This is a genomic window from Streptomyces sp. NPDC014864 (assembly GCF_043081525.1).
Taxonomy (GTDB): domain Bacteria; phylum Actinomycetota; class Actinomycetes; order Streptomycetales; family Streptomycetaceae; genus Streptomyces.
The window spans coordinates 178,703-199,022 of record NZ_JBIBWT010000013.1 but is presented as its reverse complement, the minus strand read 5'-3'; the positions used below and the strand labels follow the sequence as shown (position 1 = coordinate 199,022).

The window sequence follows — 20,320 nt, the reverse complement described above, 5'->3', positions numbered from 1 at the left end:
CTGCGATGAGTGACCCCAGGCCCTTCCCCGAGCCCCCCGGATACGGCTACGGCCCGCCCGCGGCCCCGGAACCGCAGTACGCGGAGCCCGCGTACCAGCCCCCCTACCAGTCGGCCGGTACCGGCCGGCAGCGCCGCGGGGACGGTTCGGGCACCCGGCGCACCGCTCTGGTCATCCATTCGATCGCCGACGTCGCGGCGGCGTTCCTGGCGCTGTGGATCGTCCTGTACCTCTTCGAGGCCAACCAGGGGAACGTGTTCGTCCGGTTCGTCCAGGACGTCGCCGACGTCCTGGCCTGGTGGTCGCAGGACATCTTCACGATGGACACGGAGAACCTCCGGGTGGTCCTGAACTACGGCCTGCCCGCGGTGATCTACCTGGCGGCCGGACATGGCGTGGCGGCCCGGCTGCGCCGTTTCTGAGGGCATCCGGAGAGCCCCTCACGGCGCCGGGCAGGCCCGCAGACCGCGGGGCGGGCCTCTTCACACCCCGACGAACTCCGCCCCCGCGTCCCGCAGCCGCTCGTGCAGCCCGCGGAAGACGGCCGCCGAGCGGGCGCCCGGCCAGTCCCCGGGCAGCAGGCGCGCGGGCAGGCCGGGGTCGGCGTAGGGCAGGTGGCGCCAGGAGTCCAGGGCGAGCAGGTAGTCCCGGTAGGCGTCCTCGGGCGGGGTGTCGGGGCGCTTGTCCCAGGCGCGCAGCACGGGCGCGTGGGAGTCGAGGAACGCCTCGTGCTGCGCGGCGATCGCGGGCAGGTCCCACCAGCGCGCCACCGCCTCGGCGGTCGGCGTGTAGCCCAGGTGCTCGCCGCGGAAGAAGTCCACGTACGGGTCCAGGCGCAGCCGCTGGAGGGTGTGCCGGGTCTCCTCGTACAGCCCGGCCGGGGCGATCCACACGCCGGGCGCCGCCGTGCCGAAGCCGAGCCCGGCCAGCCGGGAGCGCAGCACGTGCCGCTTCTGCCGTTCCGACTCCGGCACGGAGAAGACGGCGAGCACCCAGCCCTCGTCCCCGGGGGGTGCCGCGGCGTAGATACGGCGGTCGCCGTCGTCGAGCAACTGCCGTGCCTCGGCAGACAGTTCGTATCCGGCCGTGCCCTGCGCCGTGCGGGCCGGCACCAGCAGTCCGCGCCGTTTCAGCCGCGACACCGAGGAGCGCACGGAGGGCGCGTCCACCCCGACCGCGGCCAGCAGCCGGATCAGCTCCGCGACGGGCACCGGCCCCGGAGCGAAGCGGCCGTAGGCGCCGTAGAACGTGACGATGAGGGACCTCGGGGCGTGCTGTACGTGCTGCTCGGACACGTTGATCATGTTAGGCCGTCGGTGACACCGGCCCGCCGTCGGTACGCAGCCGGAACCGCTGGAGCTTGCCGGTGGCCGTGCGCGGCAGCGCGTCCATGAAGACGATCTCGCGCGGGCACTTGTACGGCGCCAGCGTCGACTTGAGATACGCGCGCAGCGCCTCCGCGTCCGGCGCGGCGCCCTCCTTCAGGACGGTGCAGGCCACCACGATCTGGCCGCGCGCCTCGTCGGGCCGCCCGACGACGGCCGCCTCCAGCACGTCGGGGTGGCGCAGCAGCGCGTCCTCGACCTCGGGGCCGGCGATGTTGTACCCCGAGGAGATGATCATGTCGTCCGCGCGGGCGACGTAGCGGAAATAGCCGTCGGGCTCGCGGACGTAGCTGTCGCCGGTGATGTTCCAGCCGCCGCGCACGTAGTCGTGCTGCCGTGGGTCGGCGAGGTAGCGGCAGCCGACGGGACCCTGCACGGCGAGCAGACCGGGCTGCCCGTCCGGCAGCACGACGCCGTGCTCGTCCTGCACCCGCGCGCGCCACCCGGGCACCGGCACTCCGGTGGTGCCCGGGCGGATGTCCTCGTCGGCGGCGGAGATGAAGATGTGCAGCAGCTCGGTGGCGCCGATGCCGTTGACGATGCGCATCCCGGTGCGCTCGTGCCAGGCGTGCCAGGTGGCCGCGGGCAGGTTCTCGCCGGCCGAGACGCAGCGCCGGAGCGAGGAGATGTCGTGGTCGTCGAGCTCGTCGAGCATCGCACGGTACGCCGTCGGCGCGGTGAACAGCACCGAGATCCGGTGCCGCGTGATCGCGGGGAGCAGCTGCCGGGTGCCGGCCTGTTCGAGCAGCACGGTGCTGGCACCGGCCCGCATCGGGAAGACCACCAGCCCGCCGAGGCCGAAGGTGAAGCCCAGCGGGGGACTGCCCGCGAAGACGTCGTCCGGCCGGGCCCGCAGCACATGCCGCCCGAAGGTGTCCGCGATGGCCAGCACGTCCCGGTGGAAGTGCATACAGCCCTTGGGCCGGCCGGTGGTGCCCGAGGTGAAGGCGATCAGGGCCACGTCGTCGGCCGCGGTGCCCACCGCCGGATACGGATCCTCGGGCGCCGGGCGGTTCAGCAGGTCGTCCGGGGCGTCCCCGCCGAACGTCGTGATCGCGAGCCCCGGCACCTCCGCCTTGGCGAGGTCGTCCACCGCCCGGACGTCGCACAGCGCGTGCCTGATCCGGGCGATCTCGCACATCGTGCTCAACTCGTGCGCCCGCTGCTGGGCCAGCACGGTGACGGCCACCGCGCCCGCCTTCAGCACGGCCAGCCAGCAGGCGGCCAGCCACGGGCCGGTGGGCCCGCGCAGCAGGACGCGGTTGCCGGGGACCACGCCGAGGTCGCCGGTGAGGAGGTGCGCGATCCGGTCGACGCGGGTGCGCAGCTCGCCGTAGGTCCAGGTCTCCCCTGAGGCGAAGTGGAACGCCGGGCGCCCCGGATCTGCGTGGTCCATCAGCTCGGCGGCGCAGTTCAGCCGGTTGGGGTAGCGCAGCTCCGGCAGGTCGAAGTGGAGCTCGGGCCACTGGTCGGGGGGCGGGAGGTGGTCGCGCGCGAAGGTGTCGACGTGGGCCGAGGCCGTCGATCCGGTGCCGTCCCTGGTGGGGTCCATGGCAGTTCGCCCCCTTGCCGTGGTGGGCCGCCCCGGTGGGCGTCGTGGTGGGCTCGCACCCGGAGCGTATCGTGTTGGTGACGACAGTCAATGGTGCGCGATAACGTCGGGGGAGCCGCGTCCCCGCCGGGCGCCCGTGAACCGCTCACGGGCACCTCACGGGGCCTTCGGGGAGATTCGGGGAGAGAGGACCGGCCATGCCCGCCTTCGCGCTCGGACCGGAACGAACCGCCTGGTGCGCCGAGTTGCGCGCCCTGGCCGCCGACCGGCTGCGCCCGCTCGCCGAGAAAGGCGAACCCGGACGCGTCAACCGCCCGCTCGTCGCCGAACTCGGCCGGCTCGGGCTGCTGGAGCGCCTGTTCACCTCCGGCGCCCTGGACCTGTGCCTGATGCGGGAGTCCCTCGCCCGCGCCTGCACCGAGGCCGAGACCGCCCTCGCCCTCCAGGGCCTCGGCGCCCACCCGGTGCACGCCCACGGCACCCCCGCCCAGCGGGAGAGGTGGCTGTCCCGGGTGAGCGAGGGCAGCGCGGTGGCGGCGTTCGCGCTCAGCGAGCCGGATGCGGGCTCGGACGCGGCGGCGCTCTCCCTCGCCGCCCGGCCGGACGGCCCCTCCCGCTGGCGGCTCACCGGGGAGAAGTGCTGGATCTCCAACGCCCCCGAGGCCGACCTCTACACCGTCTTCGCCCGCACCACGCCCGGTGCCGGCTCCCGCGGCGTGACCGCCTTCCTGGTCCCCGCCGACCGCCCCGGCCTCACCGGCAGTGCCCTGGAGATGCTCTCCCCGCACCCCATCGGCGCCCTCCGCTTCGACGGCGTCCCCGTCACGGCGGACGACGTGCTCGGCGAGGCCGACCGCGGCTTCCGGGTCGCGATGGGCACCCTCAACCTCTTCCGCCCCAGCGTCGGCGCCTTCGCGGTCGGCATGGCCCAGGCGGCGCTGGACGCGACCGTCGCCCACACCGCCGGACGGAACGCCTTCGGCGGCCGCCTGAAGGACCTTCAGGCCGTCGCCCACCAGGTCGCCGAGATGGCGCTGCGCACCGAGGCCGCCCGCCTGATGGTCTACGCGGCGGCCACGGCGTACGACGACGGCGACCCGGACGTCCCCCGGCGCGCCGCGATGGCCAAGCTGCTCGCCACCGAGACCGCGCAGTACGTCGTCGACGCCGCCGTCCAGCTGCACGGCGCGCGCGCCCTGCGCCGCGGCCACCTGCTCGAACACCTCTACCGCGAGGTGCGCGCGCCCCGCATCTACGAGGGCGCGAGCGAGGTGCAGCGCGGCATCATCGCCAAGGAGCTGTACGCGACCCCGGAGGACGGCCAGTGACCGCCGAACGTGTGAACCCGCCCGAGCTGTCCCCGCCCACCGGCTTCTCGCACGCCGTCGTCGCCGCGGGCTCCCGCCTGGTGTTCCTGGCGGGCCAGACCGCCCTCGACACCGACGGCAAGGTCACCGGCGAGACGCTGCCGGAGCAGTTCCGGCGGGCCCTCGCCAACCTCCTCACCGCGCTGCGGTCGGCGGGCGGCACCGCCGCCGACCTCGCCCGCGTCACGGTCTACGCCACCGACCTCGCCGCCTACCGCGCGCACGCCCCCGAACTGGGCGCGATCTGGCGCGAGCTGGCGGGCCGCGAGTATCCCGCCATGGCCGTCGTCGAGGTCGTTCGCCTGTGGGACGAGAAGGCGATGGTGGAACTCGACGGCTTCGCGGTGCTGTCCTGATCTTCCGGGCCGGGCGGACAAAGGCAGTCCGGTGTACGGACCCCAGGGCCTGACATGCCGTCATGCCCGAGATCCGGCTCTCCGCGGGGACCGTCGAGTACGAGGACACGGGCGGCGACGGCCCGGTCGTGGTCCTCCTGCACGGCTGGTCCACGACTCCACCGTGTGGCGCGAGAGGTCACCGCCGGTCTGCGCACCGGCCACCGGGTGATCGCCCCCACCCTGCCCTACGGCGCCCCCCGCAGGCCCCTGGACCGGCCGCCCACCCCCGACCTCGTCATCGAGCTGATCGCCGAGTTCCTCGACCGGCTCGGCCTGACGGACGTGACCCTCGTGGAGAACGACTGCGGCCGCGCCCAGACGGTGGCGGTCCGGCACGCCGAGCGGCTCGCCCGGCTCGTCCTCGTCTCCTGCGAGGCCTTCGACAACTACCCGCCCGGCCTGCCGGGGAGGATGTTCGGCGGGGCCTGCCGGGTGCCCGGCGCCCTGCCGCTCCTGGTCCGCGTCCTGGGCCTCGCGCCGCTGCGCCGCCTGCCCGTCGGCATCGGCTCCCCGACCAAGCGTCCCGTACCCGACGAGATCGTCGACGGCTGGCTGCGCCCGCTGCGCACCGACCCGGCGATCCGGCGGGACTTCCGCCACTACAACACGCACATCCGCAGGACCGAACTGCTCGAAGCCGCCGAGGGACTGCGGAAGTTCGACGGACCCGCACTCGTCGTCCGGGCCACCGAGGACCTGATGATGCCCCGCGCCCACGGCCGCCGCCTCGCCGAACTCCTCGCGAGGGGGCTCCTGGTGGAGACCGACGACAGCCGGACGCTGATCGCCGAGGACCGGCCGGAACGACTCGTCTCCGTACTGCGGGAGTTCGTCGCGGGGACGGGGAAGCGACCGTCGGCAGCGGTCCGGCGGGTCGGGCGGGTCAGGCGGCCATGACGAGCCGCCCGGCGGGCCCCCGGTGCGGCGCGACCACCCGGCCGTCGGGCAGCAGCTCACCGGTGTCGTCGAAGACGATCGCGCCGTCGCACCGCAGGCTCCAGCCCTGCTCGGGGTGGGCGGCGACGATGTGCGGGGCGCCGGAGTCGGCGGCGGGGCACGAGAACCGGTGGGAACACATGGCGCACCTCCAGATCGGCCGGACGGCCGGTACGACCGCCCGTACCTCCGACCATGCGCCCGTTAGGGGCCCGGCGGAACGGGCCGGCGCGAAGCGTGACAACACGCGGACACGGCACGGACCGTTCACCGACGTTCGGGGCGGGACCGGGGCGGACACGCCACCGAAGGGGTGAGGATCACGGCCGCCGGTGTGGGCGCCGGGTACCACTGGACCTCCGTTCCAGTCACCCCCGGGAGGTCCTTCCATGCCCGTACGCCGTCCCCGCCTCGGCGCCCTCGGCGCGGTCGCCGCCGCGCTGCTGCTCGCAGCGCCCGCCGCCCCCGCGACCGCGGACCCGTCCGAGACCGTGACCGTCGACCCGGCGGGCCGTCTGGCGGCGGACGGCACCGTCATGCTCTCCGGCACCTACCGCTGCACCGGAGCCGCGGGCGTCGCCCTCGTCAGCTCCTCCGTCGGCCAGGGCTCCTCCACCACGCAGCAGGGCATCGGCGGCACCCGCGCCGTGTGCGACGGCGCCGAGCACCGCTGGACGAACACCGGGCTGCCCTCCGCCGAGGCGCTCCGGGCCGGCCCCGCCCGCGTCGAGGCGACCGTCACCGAACTCGCCCCGAGCGGCCTGCTTCTGCTCCCCCGCTTCCACGCGGTGAGCCGGCAGGACGTGACGCTGACGAACGGCTGACGCGTCGGGGACCTCGCTGCCGGATCCTGCCGGGGTCACGGCGCCAGCGTCTGCCCGAGACGGGCTCCGCCAGGTCCCCCCAGGGCGGTCGCGCGCAGGGCGGCGGTCCGCGCGAGGCCGAAACCGGCGCGGTCCACGGGGACGTACAGGAGCAGGCCGTCGCCCGCGTCCTCGCCCTCCGCGCCCAGGACGAGACCGGCGCGTCCGGTGCCGGACAGGTCCGCGAGGGCCACGGCGGAGCCGAACCGGTCGCCCTTCTCGGTGGAGTCCAGGACTCCTGGGGTGTCCTGGCAGAGGGTGAACGAGCCCGAGACCGTCACACCGGTCGCGGTGCCCCGCAGGAGGGTGGCCTGACCGGCGCCGTCGCGGCGGACTCCGTCGCGGGTGAAGGCCTGTCCGGGCGCGCCGACGAGCACGTCCGCGTGACCGTCGGCGTCGACGTCGCCGACGGCGACCGAGGCGCCGAAGGCGTCGCCCGGCCGGTCGGCCCCCGCCACACCGACACCGTCCTGCCGCACGACCTTCAGGCCGGCCGTGGTGAGGCCGTGCGCGGTGCCGAGGAGCACGGAGACCTGGCCGCCGGGCGCACCGCCGGACTCGGAGGCGTAGGGCTGGCCGAGGACGATGTCGTCGTAGCCGTCGCCGCTGATGTCACCCGCGGCGAGCGACCGGCCGCCCTTGACGGCGAGGGCCCCCGCCTCGGTCAGGCCGGTGGCCGAGCCCGTGAACCGGACGACGCGCCCCACGCCGCCCGCGTCGAGGTAGGTGAGGGCGACGTCGGCGTAGCCGTCCCGGTCGAAGTCGCCGCTCACCGCGTCCGGACGAGCGACCGGGCCGGTGGCGCGGGTGAGCGTGCCGGAGGTGGTGGCGCCGCCGCTCAGGCGGACGGTCCAGTTGCCGCCGTGGCCGGTGCCGGCCGAGAACACGTCGCCCGTGCCGTCGCCGTCGAAGTCGCCGACCGCGACCGCCGAGCCGAGTCTCGCCCCGGCCGCCGCGACCGCCCCCGAGGTGCTGTACGCGAACCCGCTGTCGAGCCCCGGGCCGTACAGCACGGTGACCGCGCCGCGGTCGGCGCGGCCGCTCGTGCCGTCCTCACCGGGGGCGCCGATCGCGAGGTCGGCGTACCCGTCGCCGTTCATGTCGCCCCAGGCGGTGGCGGCGCCGAAGCCGTCACCGGGCTCGCTCGAGCCGGGCACGCCCGCGCTGTTCTGGGTGAGCGTCCTCCCCGACCTCGCCGCCGGGCCGCCCACACCACCCGGGACCACCGTCACCGAGCCGGCCCGGGGAGTACCGGCGGCGAGGTCGGGGACGCCGTCGCGGTTGTAGTCGGAGGTGGGCGGAGCGGGGTGCGGGCGAGCGCGCCCCGGCGGGGCGGGCACGGTCTGCGCGCCGCGCCCCCTCAACTCCCCGGCCCGCACCGGGGGTCCGCCCACAGAAGCCGCCCGCGCCGGAGCCACCGGAGACGCGACGGCGTACGTGACGGCCCCCGCCCCGGCCGCCAGGACGACCCCGCCGGTCAGCCACACGCTCCCCATCCGCGCCGCTCCCCGCCACACACGCCTTCTCCGGCGACCCACAGCCCACCCCACGTCAGTTCCGTGTATGCCCCACCCTTCCGGGGCGGTATCTGATCAAGCGCACAGAACCGGTCGGACGTCACACCGCGCCCCGGAGGACGCAGGTGCCCCGGACACCGCAGGTGCCCCGGAGGACGCAGAGGAACCCACCTCCGCCCCCACCACCTTCCCGGGCCATTCGCCCGTCGATCCCGTCGGCCGAGCCGCGGGCACACGAACGTGCCCTGCGGCTTCCCCGAAGCCGCAGGGCACGAACTCGCCGCCCCGGTCAGCGAATACGCTTGGTGATCCAGCCGCTCCAGTGACCGTTGGCGTACCGGTGGTCGTAGTAGCGCTTGCCGTTGAGGCCGATGCAGGTGACGTTGAACGACCAGCCGCGGGTGTCCCAGACGTCCATCGAATGGTGTCCGGGCTTGGTGCAGTAGCCGTTGTCCAGGTGCTTCCAGCCGCTCAGCCCCGAGCGTGAACTCCACTGGGTGTAGGCGCCCTTGTTCGTGCCGATGACGAACGCCTGCCAGTACCCGTTCGGCAGCTTGATCTTGACGTCGCTCTTGCAGTAGAACGTGCCGCCCCACGGCTTGGCGTAGTGACACCAGCCGGACGCGGACACCGACTTGCCGGTGGGGCCGCCGGCCGCGGGTGCGGCCGAGACCTGCGACGACGCCAGCAGCGGCGTCACAGCGACCGCGAGACCGCCGGCGAGCAGTGCCGACCGGCGCAGCAAGGACGAGGACATTGCAGGTGCTCCTTTTCCAGGCTCATGCGCTGTGTGCGCTCCATGTACTTCACGCGCTTCACCGGACGACGCACGGCGACGATCCGGTACGCACGATGCTCCCGGCGCCGGGGCCGGGTGTCGTTGGCCGCCCGCGCACGGTTGTTGGCGTGGAGCGCACTGTCGCCCGGCGGTGGCGCCGGAGCAGAATGCATCCGGACCGATTCACCACAAACGGGGGCTTTCTCGTGGAATTGCTCTTCGACACCGCCGCCTTACCCGAACGCGACCGTGCCGCGGCGTGGATGGACACCACCGCCCGCGCGCTGGTCACCACGGACTGCAGACTGCTGGACGTGGCGCGGTTCCGGGCGCGCCTGCACACGACGGCACTGGGCGCCGGCCGCCTCAGCGTCATGTCCTACGGTCCGCTGCGGTCCCGGCGGACGCCCGGACTCATCCGGCGCTCGGACCCGGAGCACTACCAGGTGGCCGTCATCCTCAGCGGGCGTCAGCGCCTGGAACAGGCGGGCAACCGCGCCCTCCTGCACCCGGGCGACATGGTTTTCTACGACACCTCCCGTGCCTTCGACGCGCGGGTCGAGCCGGATGAGACCGATGAGTCCGGCTCGGAGTCGCTGCTCCTGCAATTCCCGCGGCGGTTGCTGCCCCTGGCGGAATCCGACCTCGCCCGGCTGCTGGCGGTCCCGCTGTCCGGACGCCAGGGCATCGGACGTGTCATGAGCAGGTTCCTGACCGAGCTGGCCGCCGAACGGCACCGGTGCGGCCCGCAGGACCTTGCCCGGCTGGGTTCCACCGCGATCGACCTGGTCGTCGCCCTGCTGGCCCACCACTTGGGCGACGAGCACGCCGACGAGCCGTCCCGCTCGCCGCGCGAGGTGCTGTTCCTGCGCGTCACGACCTTCGTCGAGCAGCACCTGCACCACCCGGAGCTGACACCCGCCGCGATCGCCCGGGCCCACCAGATCTCGCTGCGCTACCTGCACCGGATCTTCCAGGAGCACGGGACCTCGGTGGGTGCCTACGTCCGGGACCGGCGGATGGACCGGTGCCGGCGCGACCTGAGCGATCCGGGCCTGCGCCACCTGCCCGTGCAGGCCATCGGGGCGCGATGGGGCTATCCCGGCCCGTCCGAGTTCAGCCGCGCCTTCCGCACCGCGACGGGCCTGCCACCCGGCCGGTACCGCGACCTGGCCCACGCCGCGGGCGGCGACGGCCGGCGGCCCTTCGCACCAGCCCCTCGGCCGGCTCCGGCTCCCGGTCGGTGACCGGCGCGGAGGGCACGAAGCGCCGTCCCGCAGACCACCCCCCGTCACTCGAGTAACAGGAGACAGCCCTGTGGCGCAGACAGGGAGGGCGCACCCTGCGCCCTCCCAGGTCACGTCTCATGGGGGGACTTCCTTGACCACACCCCTGTCCGGCAGAGGCCGTCACAGACGCCGGATACGCATCGTCCTGCCCGTCGCCGCCGCGGGCGCCGCCGTGGCCGTCACCGCCGCGCTCCTGACCGCCTCCGCGGGCGCCGCCACGGCCTCGGCCTCGCCCACCGTCAAGCCGAGCACCGGCTCCGCGTCGCTCACCGAGCTGACGGACCGCATCTCGGGCGCGCTGGCCACCGACAAGGACTTCAAGAAGGCGTCGAAGACCAAGGACACGAAGTCGGGCGGGTCGGGCACGTCGTCCACCTCGTCGACCTCGTCCGGGTCCTCGTCCACGTCGACGACCAGCCCGATGATCATCGGCGGCACCACGACGAGCATCACCTCGGCGCCGTGGATGGCCCAGCTGTGGTACTACGACGACAAGGGCACCAGCGACACCGGTGACGACGTCGGCTTCTTCTGCGGTGGCACCGTCGTGGCGCCCACGAAGATCCTCACCGCCGCGCACTGCGTCAAGGGCTACGACTGGCACGCGAGCGGCGCCATCCTCACGGGCACCGACCAGCTGCCCACCACCGACAGCTCCGGCAACACCGACCTGCACGGCGGCACGGTCTCCGGCGTCTGGCGGCAGTGGAACCACCCGTCGTACAGCGCGACCACCATCGACAACGACGTCGCCGTCCTGACGCTGCCGAACCCGATCAGCGCCACGCCGATCCGCATGGCGACGTCGACCGACACGGCGTCGTACGCGGCCGGGACGAGCGCCAAGCTCTACGGCTGGGGCCGCACCAGCTCCACCAGCAACGACATCTCGCAGACCCTGAAGACGGCGACACTGCCCATCCAGTCCGACACCACGTGCGCGGGCTACTACGGCAGCGACTTCGTCCAGGGCCACATGGTCTGCGCCGGCCAGCCGGCGACCGGCAGCGACTCGGGGACCACCTCGGCCTGCAACGGCGACTCCGGCGGCCCGCTGATCGTGGGCGGCCGCATCGTCGGCATCGTCTCCTGGGGTGTGCAGGACTGCGTGGCCAAGGGCGCGTACAGCGTCTTCACCAAGGTGCGGACGTACGTCGGCGCGGCCTACCCGCGCATCGACGACACCAACCTCAGCGGTGACCACAAGGCCGACCTGTTCGTGCGCAACAGCTCCACGTACACGGGCTACGAGAAGGACTCCACGGGCACCTCGTTCGGCACCCGCCAGTCCTGGGGCAGCTTCAAGGGCTACAACACGATCCTGCAGACGGACCTGAACCGGGACGGCTACCAGGACTTCGTGCTGCGCCGCAGCAGCGACGGGGCGGTCTTCTGGCTGCACTACATCCCGGCCACCCAGAGCTGGGGCACGAAGCAGATCTTCAGCGACTGGAGCACCCGCAAGTTCACCGTCGCCCCCGGCGACGTCACCGGCGACTACCTGCCCGACCTGCTGTCGGTCGACTCCGCCGGCTACCTGTGGATCTACCCGGGCAAGGGTGACGGCTCGTTCGCCACGCGCGTCAAGGTCGGCTCCGGCTGGAGCCAGTACAACTCCCTGCGCGGGCACGGCGACTTCAACGGTGACGGCAGGGCGGACCTGATCGCCCGCAACACGAGCACCGGCTACGTCTACCTCTACCGCGGCACCGGCACCGCCGGCTCCGGGGCGTTCTCCACCCGGCTCCACGTCCGCACCTGGACCAGCGACTACAACGCCTTCGACGCCGTGGGCGACATCACCGGCGACGGCAAGGCCGACTTCCTGGCCCGCACCAAGGGCGGCACGCTCTACCTGTACAAGGGCACCGGCCAGGCGTCCAGCAGCATCTTCGCCACCAGGATCTCGGTCGGCACCGGGTTCCAGCAGTACGACATCTGGGGCTGAATCCCCGGGTGAGCGGGGTTCGCCCCGCCGGCATCACCACGCGCTGTGCCCGGCCTGCCCAGGCCGGGCACAGCGCGTCGCTGCGTTTCCCCGGGGCCCGCGCCCCTCAGATGCCCGGGAAGGGACCAGCTACCGTGGTGACCTACCGCGATGGCCGATCTTGGGGCCGTGACCTGCACCCATGGCCTTTCGGCTGTTTCACGCTCGTGCCCGTTGATGCAGCCGGAAGTCCCAGAAGAGTCCCAGGGGACTCCCACGCCCTGCGGGCACTCCTTCGGCACAGGGCAGCTTGTGCAGGTTGGGTTGCCCCGGGACGGCCCTTCTCGATCGCGCGGGCGGCTCGCTCTCTTCGACGAAGATGTCGGCGATCGCGCGGCCCTGCTCGGCGACGATGTCGTCGTCGGTGTCCCGGTGGCCGACGCCCGGCCGCTGTCCGACGGTGGACTTGCCCACCCCCATCGGGCCGACGAGGACGAGAAGCGGGCCGCTCATCGGATGTGGAGGTGGTCGAGGTACGACCGCACGTTGCGGCGGGTCTCGGTGACGCTGTCGCCGCCGAACTTCTCCGCGACCGCGTCCGCGAGCACGAGCGCCACCATCGCCTCGGCGACGATGCCGGCGGCCGGGACCGCGGAGACGTCGGAACGCTGGTGGTGGGCCCGGGCGGCCTCGCCGCTGGTGACGTCCACGGTCCGCAGGGCGCGCGGCACGGTCGCGATCGGCTTCATCGCCGCCCGCACCCGCAGCAGCTCACCCGTGGACAAGCCACCCTCGGTACCGCCCGCCCGGCCGGAAACCCGCCGGATGCCCTCGGGCGTGCCCACGATCTCGTCGTGCGCCTTCGAACCGGGCACCCGGGCCAGCTCGAAGCCGTCCCCGACCTCCACGCCCTTGACCGCCTGAATACCCATCAGGGCACCGGCGAGCCGGGCGTCCAGCCGGCGGTCCCAGTGCGCGTGCGAACCCAGGCCGACCGGCCCGCCGTACGCCAGCACCTCCACCACGCCACCGAGCGTGTCACCGTCCTTGTGGGCCTGGTCGACCTCCGCGACCATCGCCTTGGAGGCGTCCGCGTCCAGGCAGCGCAGCGGGTCGGCGTCCAGCCTCTCCACGTCGGCCGGGGTCGGGTACACCCCACGTGGGGCCTTGACCGAGCACAGCTCGACGACATGGCTGACGATCTCGATCCCGGCCGTCTCCTTCAGGTACGACCGGGCCACCGCGCCCAGCGCCACCCGGGCCGCTGTCTCGCGGGCGGAGGCCCGCTCCAGGATCGGGCGCGCCTCGTCGAAGCCGTACTTCTGCATGCCCGCCAGGTCGGCGTGGCCGGGGCGGGGACGGGTCAGCGGCGCGTTGCGGGCGAGGCCGTCGAGGATCTCGGGGTCGACCGGGTCGGCCGCCATGACCTGCTCCCACTTCGGCCACTCGGTGTTGCCCACCATGATCGCGACCGGGGAACCCAGGGTCAGCCCGTGCCGGACACCGCCCAGGAAGGTGACCTCGTCCCGCTCGAACTTCATCCGCGCACCGCGGCCGTAGCCGAGCCGCCGCCGCGCGAGGTGGTCCGCCACCATCTCCGTGGTGATCGGCACGCCGGCGGGAAGGCCCTCCAGCGTCGCGACAAGTGCAGGACCGTGGGACTCACCCGCGGTCAGCCAACGCAGCCGGGTCATCGTCGCTGTTCCTCCTCCGCCCCAGCGGGTGCCGCGGGCTCCTCCGTGAGACCGGCGTATGCACGCAACCGGTCGGTGCCGTTCGGGTCCTGAGCGACCCGCAGGGCCGCGAAGGGCGTGGGCGCGTGCAGCAGGTGGGGAACCTGCCGCAGCGTCAGCCGGTCGCCCGGGCCGACCAGGCCATCGATCACGGATTCCACGAGCAGATGGTTGAGATGGATCAGGCAGTCCGCGAGGGCGACCCCCGCCGTGGCGATGTAGAGGTCCCGGTGGACGGGCAATGCCCCGGTGCCCTGTCCGTCGCCTGCTATCCGGACGGTCGTGGGAGGCACGGGCGGAACCGTGCAGCGGCCGTCGAAGGTCTTGAGGAGCCGGCGCAGGGTGGCCGATCCGTCCGCGGACAGTGGGCCGAGCCACGCGGCCGACCGGTCGGCGCAGACGTGGTCGAAGGAGAACCGATGCAGCAGGTTCTCCGGATTGCCGGCCAGGAAGACCGTGCGGGTGAACGAGCGCTGCCACCGCCGGGCGGTCGCTGGTTCGATCACGGAGGCGAACTCGCAGGTCGCCGCGACCCAGGCGGCGGCATCGAACCCGCGCAGGACGACGGTGGCCAGGAGCGGCTCGTCGTCGGGCGGCAGGGAGATCTCGTCTTGGAGGGACAGCAGGTCGGTCGTGGTGGGCGTGTCCGGCACGGCGAGGCCGGGCCGTGAGCGGCGGATCCGCAGGGCCGCGTGGTCGCGGAGCGCCTCCTGACCGAGGGCCGCGGGTTCCTGGCGGCGTATCACAGGTACACCTCCGCCAGCAGTTCCCGGCCCGGCGTGGGTTTGTGGCGGGCCAGCAGGCCGGACGTCAGCCGGTAGGGGTCGACGTGGGCGCGGTCACCGCGATGGCGCGCCAGCACCTCGGTCATGGGGGCACCGTCGCCGTCGGCGGCGGCCAGCAGCCGTGCGGCTCGGCCGAGGCACCGGCGCAGCGTGTCGTGGCGGAAGGACTGCGCTTGCCCCGGTCCCAGCGTGGCGATGAAATACAGCCGCATACCGAGCCGTATGACGTCGTTGTCCCCGTGCTCGGCGTACGCGGCAGCCAGCAGATCACCCGCGCCGTAGCCGTGCCAACCGCCCTGCCGGGCGGAGCGGATGCGGCCCTCCACAGGAACCCGTCCGACGGCGACTCGGCAGACCTTCACTGCGAGCCGGAGCAGGACGCGCTCCAGCAGCAGATAGTCGGCCCCCAACTCGGGGTCGTACAGCAGCACGACTTCGTCGTGGAGGGGCGCCAGGGGGAGCAACTCCCGCAGGGCACAGGCCAGGTAGTTGGGCCGGCCGTCGGCGTCGACGATCTGCCGCAGCGGCAGGCCGTACCGGGTCGCGTCCAGGAAGACGGGGGAGCCGTAGGCGCTGAGGTCCAGGCACATGCCGAGCGAGGAGAGGCGGTCGATCATCTCCGGCAGCGTCATGCCCGGCGGCTGGTGTGCCAGCAGACCGGGATCGTGCATGCCGAGTCTGCGGTAGTGCGACGCCCACAGCCCCAGGACGCGACGGGCAGCGGGGTGGACCCAGCCCTGACTCTCGACCGCTTCGGCGTACGGACGCAGCGTCGCGGCCGTGGCGGCCCGTCCCTCGGCCCGGAAGCGGACGTAGAGCTCGCCGATCTCCACCTCCGTCATGCCCGAGTAGTCGGCGGCGCCGACGGTGCGGTCGAGGAACTCCCAGAAGCCGAGGGTCTGTTCGGTGACGTGATAGGTCGTGGGGCTGTAGCGGTAACTGACGTCGGCGAGGGCCGAGGTGGCCCGGTACATCACGTCGGTCCACAAGAGCCCTTTGAGGTGGCTCGGGGCGAGGGGCTTGGACGGGGTGACGGTGACCGGGGCGAGCAGGACGCGCCGGCGGTCAGGACCGGGCGGGGCGAGTGCGCGGAGACCGGCGGTGCTGTCTTCCGCGACGATGGTGTCCGGCATTCAGCGCCGCCTTCCCCGGACGAGGAAGACCCGCGGTACCCCGGACACGGTGCGGGGCGGCACCGGGTCCGGCCATCTGCCGTAGTCGGCGGCCGGGTCGCCCGGTTGTACGGCTTCCACGGTGAACCCGTGCTCGTGGAACACCTGCTCCGGCTCCTCCGTCCCGTAGCGCCAGGGGCACCCCCAGTCGGCGAAGACGTCGAGCAGGGGGCGGGTGCCGGGCGCGGTCAGGGCGGTGGTGTTGACCAGGTCGGCGGCGATGTGACTGCCCGGCGCCGTGACGGCGGCGATGCCGGCGAGTAGCCGGTGCACGTCCTCGCCCGGCAGGTAGTACAGCAGCCCCTCGATCAGCCATGCCGACGGAAGCGACGGATCGTACCCCGCGGCCAGGAGCGGGTCCTCCCAGTCGTCGGCCGTCAGATCCACAGCGACGGAACGGTGGTCGACCCGGGGTACGGCGTCCGGCATGCGTTCCTTCTTGTACGACAGCACGGCCGGCTGGTCGAGTTCGAAGTACCGCGCCCCGGACGGCCAGTCCAGTCGGTAGGCGCGCGAGTCCATGCCCGCCGGCGCGAGGACGATCTGGGGAGTGTGTCCGCACCATGCCACCTGCTGGAGGTGCTCGTCGAAGAACCGGGTACGCGTGGCGTTGAAGTCGGGCGTGCTCGGCGTGGTGCGCCGTCCGTCCGACGGGAAGGTGACCTCCCGGACGCGGCTCAGCAGCCGGAGGCCGGTGTCCCCGGCGAGCCGGGCCGCGTAGGGGTCGTGGTACAGCCGGTCCTCGCGGGCGCTCTCGGCGGCCCGCAGGGCGGCGGTCAGCAGCGCGGTCCGTTCGACGGCGCTCAGCAGATCGGTCATGTCGCCTCGTTTCCGGTGACGTCCGCCGTGCCGCCGGTCAGCCGGGCCCACTGTGCGGGGTCCTGCTGGAACAGCCGGTCCTTGACCTGTGTGGGCCGTATGCCTGTCGCGACGGTGTTGTGCCAGTCGCGCCGGAACGCGTCACCGTCCAGGCGGGTCACCCACGCGGCACCGAGGCGGCCCGTGGCACGTGCCGTGCGGTAGCCGGGCGCCTGTCGGCACAGCTCGCCGTCCAGTGCCTCGGCGAACCGGTCGCCCTCCCCGGGGCTCCAGGGCGTCCGGTGCGAGACGGCGAACTCGTACCGGTGGCCGCCGTCCGGGCCGGCGGCCACACGGCAGGCCGCGTTGCCGGGCTCCAGGCCGGTGGCGGTGGCGGCATGGGCCAGGGCGCGGATCACCGGCGCCTCCAGCAGACGCTCCCCGGCCACGTCGGAGCGGCCGCCGCGGCCCGCGTACTCGACCCGTGGCACCCCGCCCGAGCGGTCCACGACATGGACGACGTCACCCACGGCGTAGCGGAAGAGCCCGCCGATGTGGCTGAAGACGACGTGGTAGTCGCGGCCGGCCTCGAGGTCCTCGGGCCGCAGTGTCTCGACGTCCTCCGAGATGTCGGTGTCGGCTTCGACGAACTCGTACACCGAGGCGGTGACGACCAGGCTGCCGGCCGAGCCATGCCGGTCCAGGGCCACACCCACCGGCCCTTCCGACGCCGCCACCGGTGCCGGCAGTACCGTCACGCCCGTGCCGAACTCCTCGCGCAGGCGCGGCAGATACAGCGAGGCGAGGCCGGTGGTCCAGCAGAAGACGGCCTTCATACGGGGCCAGACGTGGGCGGGGCGTACGGTGCCGAAGTGGTCGGCGAGCCGTTCCAGTTCGGCGGCCCGCTCGTGGTTCCGCCGGCCCCAGGGCACACCGCCCAGCGTCCCGTCCCTGATCTCCTTGATCAGACGGGGCCACCAGAGCTTCAGCTGGTAGGGGAGGGCGGCGACCATGGCCGGGTTGATCCCGATGACGCAGCGCACGTCGCTCTCCACGGCCAACCGCAGCCGCAGGTACATCCGGTGCAGGTGGTTGTCCGCGGCGACCGGTACGGGAAGGGTCGCCCAGGTGGCCGACGAACCCGGCTCGGCGGCGAGCGGTTCGCCGAACGTGCCACCGAGGTCTACCTGGCTCGCACCCACATGGGGCCGTCCCGAACCGGTGTTCGGAGGGGCCGCCAACGGGTCGTGCTTGAGGTTCAGCACGGCGTCGCGATCGGTGAGTACCTCGGGGAAGTGCTCGATCAGCGGAGCCCACGCGGCGTAGTAGAAGGGGAAGAACGTCCGGCGCATGAACGACGGAGTCACCGGTATCTTCTTGTGCGCGCCTGTCGTGCCGCTGCTCGTGAAGTAGACGGCCGGGTCGTCGGCGGTGAGAACGTTGCGCGCGCCCGCCGCCATCTTCTCGATCCAGGGCGACAGGCCTCTGTAGTCACGCACCGGAACGGCCTTGCGGAATTCCTCGAAGGAGCGGATCGAGGCGAATCCATGCTCCTTCCCGAATTCCGTGCCGGCATTGTGCTCCAGTAGCTCCCGCAGCACCCGGTCCTGGTGGAGTGCGGGCTGCCGGGCGGCGTCCCGGAGCGCGGCGCGTTCGCTGAACACCCGCTCGCGGTAGCGTGCGATCCGGTCCGGATCCGATGCTGAATCAGACGTGTACATGTCCGATGACCTCTGTGATGTCTCGTACGGTGCGGTCCACCGAGGTGCGGGGCGGCAGGAAGGTCACCGGCAGGTGCCGGACCTCTTCGAGCATGAGTTTGCGCAGATCCCTCTGGTACCTCTCGAACGACGCCCGCCCAGGCGCTGCGCCGTAGTGCTCCAGTCCGTTCACCTCGGCGCCCGCGTGGCTTCGCTGCCAGGCCAGTTCCGGGGGGACGTCGAGGAAGAGGACCCGGCGGGGCTGTGGGAAACGCCGCCACCAGTCGAACATCGGGTTCTCGGCCACTCCCGCCAGCCGACACTTGGCGAGGATCTTGTAGTAGTAGGAGTCGACCAGGACGGGCGCCGTCGGTTCGCTCTCCAGCACCCGGTCCCGTAGATGGACGACCGCGGTCTGCAGCAGGGCCGCCATGAAGTCGGGGGAGTAGGAGCGGCCGAGCCCCGGCACCACGTCGTCGACCAGCGCGCGCCTGAGCTCCGCCAGCAGCTGGTGGCCGGACCCGAGGAAGGCGTCGTCGACGGAGACGATCCGCACCCCGGAGCCGGAGGCGGCGAGCCCGGTCATGGCGGAGGACTTGCCGGCGTGGTCGGAGCCGAGGAGCACGTCGAAGTCGGGGTGCGCGTTCACGCCCGGCCGCCGGCGCGGGCGGTCCGCCCAGTCCGGGAGGCCCGGTGGACCTCCGCCACTATGAACGCGAGGTCCAGGGCCTGGCTGCGATTCAGCCGGGGGTCGCAGGCGGTCTCGTAGCGCAGCTCCAGCTGGTCCGGGAGGATCTCGTGGCCGCCGCCCACGCACTCGGTGACGTCCTCCCCCGTCAGTTCCACGTGAATGCCACCCGCGTAGCTGCCCAGGCCGTCGTGCACCTCGAAGAACCCGCGCACCTCGTCCAGGACGTCGTCGAAGCGGCGCGTCTTGCGACCGGACTCCGTCGTGAAGGTGTTGCCGTGCATGGGGTCGCACGCCCAGACCACCTGGGCCCCGGTCGCCTGCACCTTCTCCACCAGGGCCGGCAGACGGTCGCGCACCTTGGCGGCGCCCATCCGGGAGATCAGCGTCAGCCGCCCCGGTTCCCGCGCGGGGTCGAGCCGTTCGACCAGATCGACCACCTCCTGCGGGGTGGCCGTGGGACTGAGCTTCACGCCGACCGGATTGCGGACGGAGGCGGCGAAGGCGATGTGCGCCCCGTCGAGGCGACGGGTGCGCTCGCCGATCCAGACCATGTGCGCCGAGGTGTCGTAACGCTCGCCGGTACGGGAGTCGATGCGCGTCAGGGCATCCTCGTAGTCCAGCAGCAGGGCCTCGTGGGAGGCGTAGAACTCGTTCGTGAGCCGTTCGTCCGGTTCGCTGCCGCAGGCGGCCATGAAGCTCAGCGCGTGGTCGATCTCCCGGGCGAGCGCCTCGTACCGCCGGCCGGCCGGTGAGGTGCGCACGAAGTCGCGGTTCCACGCGTGCAGTTGCCGCAGCCCGCCGTATCCGCCGGTCATGAAGGCGCGGACCAGGTTCAGCGTCGCCGAGGACGCGTGGTACATCCGCATCAGCCGCCGCGGATCGGGACGGCGCTGTTCGTCGGTGAAGGGCAGACCGTTGACCGCGTCGCCCCGGTAGACGGGCAGGGTGATCCCCTCGCGGGTCTCGGTGGCGCTGGAGCGGGGCTTGGCGTACTGACCGGCTAGGCGCCCCACCTTCACCACGGGCACCGAGCCGGCGTAGGTGAGCACCATGGCCATCTGCAGCAGTGTCTTCAGCTTGCCGCTTACCTGGTCGGCCGAGACGCCGTCGAACGTCTCGGCGCAGTCACCGCCCTGAAGCAAGAACGCCTCGCCACGGGCCACCGCCGCCAGCCGGTCGCGCAACTGGTCGCACTCGCCGGCGAAGACCAGCGGCGGCACGGTCCGCAGCTCGGTCACCACGCGGCGGAGCTCCGCCCCGTCAGGCCATGCGGGCTGCTGCTCGGCGGGCAGGCCCTGCCAAGGCTCCAGCGACTCGTCGGATCCGGTGGTCCGGGGGGTTGAAGAGAGCGTCCCGGTTGCCTGAGATTTCATCAACTTCAGTCCTTCGCCGGTCATCCGCAGACTCTGTGGGAATACGTGTTGTGCAG

At 72.8% G+C, this 20,320-nt stretch carries 18 protein-coding genes and 2 pseudogenes; 7 read left to right on the top strand and 13 right to left on the bottom strand.

Annotated elements, in window-relative coordinates; translation table 11 throughout:
- Positions 1 to 5 precede the first annotated feature (5 nt).
- The gene (locus ACF1A5_RS23725; RefSeq protein ID WP_392194860.1) at positions 6 to 422 is read left to right on the top strand and encodes a hypothetical protein; all 417 of its coding nucleotides are present in this window, start codon (positions 6 to 8) and stop codon (positions 420 to 422) included.
- 60 nt (positions 423 to 482) lie between these two features.
- On the opposite strand, the gene ACF1A5_RS23720 is transcribed toward ACF1A5_RS23725, so the two are convergent.
- Positions 483 to 1,304 carry a PaaX family transcriptional regulator C-terminal domain-containing protein gene (locus tag ACF1A5_RS23720; RefSeq protein WP_392194859.1) on the bottom strand — a complete coding sequence of 274 codons (822 nt, stop codon included), beginning with the start codon at positions 1,302 to 1,304 and terminating at the stop codon, positions 483 to 485.
- Position 1,305: 1 nt separating this feature from the next.
- Positions 1,306 to 2,937 carry an AMP-binding protein gene (locus ACF1A5_RS23715; protein WP_392194858.1) on the bottom strand — a complete coding sequence of 544 codons (1,632 nt, stop codon included), beginning with the start codon at positions 2,935 to 2,937 and terminating at the stop codon, positions 1,306 to 1,308.
- Positions 2,938 to 3,134: 197 nt separating this feature from the next.
- Here ACF1A5_RS23715 and ACF1A5_RS23710 point away from each other — a divergent pair, with 197 nt between their 5' ends.
- The 3 genes and pseudogenes from ACF1A5_RS23710 (at position 3,135) to ACF1A5_RS23700 (ending at position 5,599) form a co-directional block, all read left to right on the top strand.
- On the top strand, positions 3,135 to 4,265 hold the full coding sequence (locus tag ACF1A5_RS23710; protein WP_392194857.1) for an acyl-CoA dehydrogenase family protein: 1,131 nt from the start codon (positions 3,135 to 3,137) through the stop codon (positions 4,263 to 4,265).
- Entirely contained in the window at positions 4,262 to 4,660 is a 399-nt protein-coding gene (locus ACF1A5_RS23705) for a RidA family protein (RefSeq protein WP_392194856.1), read from the top strand. The genes ACF1A5_RS23710 and ACF1A5_RS23705 overlap by 4 nt, the downstream gene beginning before the upstream one ends.
- A gap of 62 nt (positions 4,661 to 4,722) precedes the next feature.
- A pseudogene (locus tag ACF1A5_RS23700) lies at positions 4,723 to 5,599 on the top strand (alpha/beta fold hydrolase).
- Here ACF1A5_RS23700 and ACF1A5_RS23695 read toward each other — a convergent pair.
- Positions 5,586 to 5,780, bottom strand: a complete 195-nt coding sequence (locus ACF1A5_RS23695; protein ID WP_392194855.1) for a DUF5999 family protein — start codon at positions 5,778 to 5,780, stop codon at positions 5,586 to 5,588. The pseudogene ACF1A5_RS23700 and the gene ACF1A5_RS23695 overlap by 14 nt on opposite strands.
- 247 nt (positions 5,781 to 6,027) lie before the next feature.
- Here ACF1A5_RS23695 and ACF1A5_RS23690 point away from each other — a divergent pair, with 247 nt between their 5' ends.
- A complete protein-coding gene (locus ACF1A5_RS23690; RefSeq protein ID WP_392194854.1) occupies positions 6,028 to 6,462 on the top strand; it encodes a DUF6299 family protein in 435 nt (144 codons plus the stop codon).
- A 35-nt stretch (positions 6,463 to 6,497) separates the two neighbouring features.
- Here ACF1A5_RS23690 and ACF1A5_RS23685 read toward each other — a convergent pair whose 3' ends face one another.
- Together ACF1A5_RS23685 and ACF1A5_RS23680 are read right to left on the bottom strand one after the other, a co-directional pair.
- Positions 6,498 to 7,997 carry an FG-GAP-like repeat-containing protein gene (locus ACF1A5_RS23685; protein ID WP_392194853.1) on the bottom strand — a complete coding sequence of 500 codons (1,500 nt, stop codon included), beginning with the start codon at positions 7,995 to 7,997 and terminating at the stop codon, positions 6,498 to 6,500.
- 310 nt (positions 7,998 to 8,307) lie between these two features.
- The gene (locus ACF1A5_RS23680; RefSeq protein ID WP_356184190.1) at positions 8,308 to 8,775 is read right to left on the bottom strand and encodes a hypothetical protein; all 468 of its coding nucleotides are present in this window, start codon (positions 8,773 to 8,775) and stop codon (positions 8,308 to 8,310) included.
- A gap of 227 nt (positions 8,776 to 9,002) precedes the next feature.
- Here ACF1A5_RS23680 and ACF1A5_RS23675 point away from each other — a divergent pair, with 227 nt between their 5' ends.
- A complete protein-coding gene (locus ACF1A5_RS23675) occupies positions 9,003 to 10,043 on the top strand; it encodes a helix-turn-helix domain-containing protein (protein WP_392194852.1) in 1,041 nt (346 codons plus the stop codon).
- A gap of 133 nt (positions 10,044 to 10,176) precedes the next feature.
- Positions 10,177 to 12,033 carry a trypsin-like serine protease gene (locus ACF1A5_RS23670; RefSeq protein ID WP_392194851.1) on the top strand — a complete coding sequence of 619 codons (1,857 nt, stop codon included), beginning with the start codon at positions 10,177 to 10,179 and terminating at the stop codon, positions 12,031 to 12,033.
- A 324-nt stretch (positions 12,034 to 12,357) separates the two neighbouring features.
- Here ACF1A5_RS23670 and ACF1A5_RS23665 read toward each other — a convergent pair.
- The 8 genes and pseudogenes from ACF1A5_RS23665 to ACF1A5_RS23630 all read right to left on the bottom strand — a co-directional run.
- A pseudogene (locus tag ACF1A5_RS23665) lies at positions 12,358 to 12,516 on the bottom strand (shikimate kinase); the annotation flags it as partial.
- Positions 12,517 to 12,521: 5 nt separating this feature from the next.
- A complete protein-coding gene (aroC, locus tag ACF1A5_RS23660) occupies positions 12,522 to 13,706 on the bottom strand; it encodes a chorismate synthase (RefSeq protein ID WP_392194850.1) in 1,185 nt (394 codons plus the stop codon).
- Complete coding sequence (locus ACF1A5_RS23655; protein ID WP_392194849.1) at positions 13,703 to 14,491, bottom strand: DUF6182 family protein; 789 nt, start codon at positions 14,489 to 14,491, stop codon at positions 13,703 to 13,705. The genes aroC and ACF1A5_RS23655 overlap by 4 nt, the downstream gene beginning before the upstream one ends.
- Entirely contained in the window at positions 14,488 to 15,663 is a 1,176-nt protein-coding gene (locus ACF1A5_RS23650) for a hypothetical protein (protein WP_392194848.1), read from the bottom strand. The genes ACF1A5_RS23655 and ACF1A5_RS23650 overlap by 4 nt, the downstream gene beginning before the upstream one ends.
- Positions 15,664 to 16,521: a class I SAM-dependent methyltransferase gene (locus ACF1A5_RS23645; RefSeq protein ID WP_392194847.1), complete on the bottom strand. Its 858-nt coding sequence runs from the start codon at positions 16,519 to 16,521 to the stop codon at positions 15,664 to 15,666.
- Positions 16,518 to 18,221 (bottom strand): GH3 auxin-responsive promoter family protein, encoded by a 1,704-nt coding sequence (locus ACF1A5_RS23640; protein ID WP_392194846.1) that lies wholly within the window; start codon positions 18,219 to 18,221, stop codon positions 16,518 to 16,520. Before ACF1A5_RS23640 ends, ACF1A5_RS23645 begins: the two co-directional genes overlap by 4 nt.
- On the bottom strand, positions 18,208 to 18,849 hold the full coding sequence (locus ACF1A5_RS23635; RefSeq protein WP_392194845.1) for a hypothetical protein: 642 nt from the start codon (positions 18,847 to 18,849) through the stop codon (positions 18,208 to 18,210). Before ACF1A5_RS23635 ends, ACF1A5_RS23640 begins: the two co-directional genes overlap by 14 nt.
- Positions 18,846 to 20,264, bottom strand: a complete 1,419-nt coding sequence (locus tag ACF1A5_RS23630; RefSeq protein WP_392194844.1) for a class II 3-deoxy-7-phosphoheptulonate synthase — start codon at positions 20,262 to 20,264, stop codon at positions 18,846 to 18,848. The genes ACF1A5_RS23635 and ACF1A5_RS23630 overlap by 4 nt, the downstream gene beginning before the upstream one ends.
- Positions 20,265 to 20,320 lie beyond the last annotated feature (56 nt).

Bases quoted from the DNA above. Each gene is read 5' to 3' on its own strand.
- ACF1A5_RS23725 (WP_392194860.1), top strand. From the start codon at position 6: ATGAGTGACCCCAGGCCCTTCCCCGAGCCCCCCGGATACGGCTACGGC.
- ACF1A5_RS23720 (WP_392194859.1), bottom strand. From the start codon at position 1,304: ATGATCAACGTGTCCGAGCAGCACGTACAGCACGCCCCGAGGTCCCTC.
- ACF1A5_RS23715 (WP_392194858.1), bottom strand. From the start codon at position 2,937: ATGGACCCCACCAGGGACGGCACCGGATCGACGGCCTCGGCCCACGTC.
- ACF1A5_RS23710 (WP_392194857.1), top strand. From the start codon at position 3,135: ATGCCCGCCTTCGCGCTCGGACCGGAACGAACCGCCTGGTGCGCCGAG.
- ACF1A5_RS23695 (WP_392194855.1), bottom strand. From the start codon at position 5,780: ATGTGTTCCCACCGGTTCTCGTGCCCCGCCGCCGACTCCGGCGCCCCG.
- ACF1A5_RS23690 (WP_392194854.1), top strand. From the start codon at position 6,028: ATGCCCGTACGCCGTCCCCGCCTCGGCGCCCTCGGCGCGGTCGCCGCC.
- ACF1A5_RS23685 (WP_392194853.1), bottom strand. From the start codon at position 7,997: ATGGGGAGCGTGTGGCTGACCGGCGGGGTCGTCCTGGCGGCCGGGGCG.
- ACF1A5_RS23680 (WP_356184190.1), bottom strand. From the start codon at position 8,775: ATGTCCTCGTCCTTGCTGCGCCGGTCGGCACTGCTCGCCGGCGGTCTC.
- aroC (WP_392194850.1), bottom strand. From the start codon at position 13,706: ATGACCCGGCTGCGTTGGCTGACCGCGGGTGAGTCCCACGGTCCTGCA.
- ACF1A5_RS23650 (WP_392194848.1), bottom strand. From the start codon at position 15,663: ATGCCGGACACCATCGTCGCGGAAGACAGCACCGCCGGTCTCCGCGCA.
- ACF1A5_RS23645 (WP_392194847.1), bottom strand. From the start codon at position 16,521: ATGACCGATCTGCTGAGCGCCGTCGAACGGACCGCGCTGCTGACCGCC.
- ACF1A5_RS23640 (WP_392194846.1), bottom strand. From the start codon at position 18,221: ATGTACACGTCTGATTCAGCATCGGATCCGGACCGGATCGCACGCTAC.
- ACF1A5_RS23630 (WP_392194844.1), bottom strand. From the start codon at position 20,264: ATGAAATCTCAGGCAACCGGGACGCTCTCTTCAACCCCCCGGACCACC.